This is a genomic window from Endozoicomonas sp. ONNA2 (assembly GCF_024606365.1).
Taxonomy (GTDB): domain Bacteria; phylum Pseudomonadota; class Gammaproteobacteria; order Pseudomonadales; family Endozoicomonadaceae; genus Endozoicomonas.
Map to the genome: position 1 here is coordinate 1 of NZ_JAHHPO010000477.1, position 1,562 is coordinate 1,562.

Here is a 1,562-nt window from a genome sequence, read left to right on the forward strand (position 1 = left end):
GTCGCCGCAGTAGGGCAGTCTATTCTCGGACAGCCTCCTGGTAAAACTTTGTGTCTTCGTGTCTTTGTGGTTCAAAAAAAAATCACCCCCCGGTAACCGGAGGAAAAAAGGCAATCTCATCACCAGGCTGCAATGTGACATCCTGACGAGTCATCGTCTGATTGATGGCAACCAGGGTACGCTCACTGATCATGACTTCACGCCAGGCTTCACCTTTATTAGCCAACTGACTTTTTAATGCAGACAGTAAGGAAGCATACTCCCCTTCTTCCAGAGTCAATTGCTCGCAGTCAAGCTTTTCCCGAAAACTGGCAAAAAACCGTACTTTAATCATGCTGCACCATCTGCGGCAGATGTCGCTGAACCGTGAATGTAGTGACCACTACGACCGCCGCTCTTTTCCAGCACACGAATGCCTTCAATGTGCATCTCTTTGTCCACTGCCTTGCACATATCATAGATGGTCAGGGCAGCCACCGATGCCGCTGTCAGTGCTTCAATCTCAACGCCGGTTTTACCATTCAGACGACAACAGGTTTCAATTCGGATGCAGGCTTCACTATTTAATGAAGGCGGACTCACTGAAGGCGCACTGTCAAATTGAAACTCAACACCAATAAAGTTCAGCATCAACGGGTGACAAAGTGGCACCAGCTGGCTGCACTGTTTGGCAGCCTGAATACCAGCAATTCTGGCCACGGCAAGCACATCACCTTTTTTAAGACCATTGTCTTTTACCAGTGCCAGCGTCTCAGGCGCCATGTAGATATATCCTTCGGCCCTGGCTTCACGACGTGTGATGTCTTTTTCACCAACATCAACCATGCTGGCCTTACCATCACTATCGATATGGCTAAGGGCATTATTGGCAAAAGACATAATCACCCGGCCCTTTTCAATTGTTCAACAAAGTTACATGGACGATGCTGGCTGTTCAGCTGATCCCTGATAATGCCTTTCCAGGCGGTCTTACAGGCATTATTGGAGCCGGGCATCACAAAAATCACCGTGCCATTGGCTATGCCCGCCACGGTACGGGACTGGATTGTAGAGGTTTTGATCTGTTCATAGGAAAGCTGACGGAACAACTCGCCATAACCATCAATCTGCTTGTCAAAAATAGGCAGCAGCGCTTCGGGTGTGCTGTCTCTGTCGGCAAACCCGGTACCGCCTGTAACCAACACTGCCTGCACACAGTCCGGAGACCCGGCATCACTGGCAATCCAGCGAGATACGACTGCCCGAATCTTGTAGATGTCGTCTTTGACAATGGCCTTGTCGGCTAGCTTGTGACCAGCGGCAGTGAGGCTTTCAACCAGTAACTGACCGGAGGTGTCGTTTGCCTCGGTGCGGGTGTCGGATACCGTCAAGACGGCAATATTTACGGGAATAAACTCAGCAAACTGATTATGAGCCATGGGAATTCTTGCTCCAGTCTATTTTCAATCGTATTCAGAGGTGCTCATGACCTAATGGCACTGACTTAAGCGTGAAAGCCTTGTCATATTTAGTTAAAAGACTTTCACCACAAAGGCACAAAGACACAAAGGAAGAAAAAAGAA

The 1,562-nt window shown here is 48.8% G+C and carries 3 protein-coding genes; all 3 read right to left on the minus strand.

The genetic code is table 11. From position 1 onward, the window contains the following. Positions 1–82 precede the first annotated feature (82 nt). Genes KDK14_RS08585 through moaB form a run of 3 tightly spaced genes read right to left on the minus strand, consistent with a single transcriptional unit; the run spans position 83 to position 1,418 of the window. A complete protein-coding gene (locus tag KDK14_RS08585; protein WP_257264681.1) occupies positions 83–334 on the minus strand; it encodes a MoaD/ThiS family protein in 252 nt (83 codons plus the stop codon). Next, positions 331–879, minus strand: coding sequence for a cyclic pyranopterin monophosphate synthase MoaC (moaC, locus tag KDK14_RS08590; RefSeq protein ID WP_257264682.1), 549 nt, complete (start codon positions 877–879; stop codon positions 331–333). Before moaC ends, KDK14_RS08585 begins: the two co-directional genes overlap by 4 nt. A 2-nt stretch (positions 880–881) precedes the next feature. Next, entirely contained in the window at positions 882–1,418 is a 537-nt protein-coding gene (moaB, locus tag KDK14_RS08595) for a molybdenum cofactor biosynthesis protein B (protein ID WP_257264683.1), read from the minus strand. Positions 1,419–1,562: the final 144 nt, after the last annotated feature.

Coding starts and splice junctions, on each gene's coding strand:
- moaB (WP_257264683.1), bottom strand. CDS start 1,418: ATGGCTCATAATCAGTTTGCTGAGTTTATTCCCGTAAATATTGCCGTC.
- moaC (WP_257264682.1), bottom strand. CDS start 879: ATGTCTTTTGCCAATAATGCCCTTAGCCATATCGATAGTGATGGTAAG.
- KDK14_RS08585 (WP_257264681.1), bottom strand. CDS start 334: ATGATTAAAGTACGGTTTTTTGCCAGTTTTCGGGAAAAGCTTGACTGC.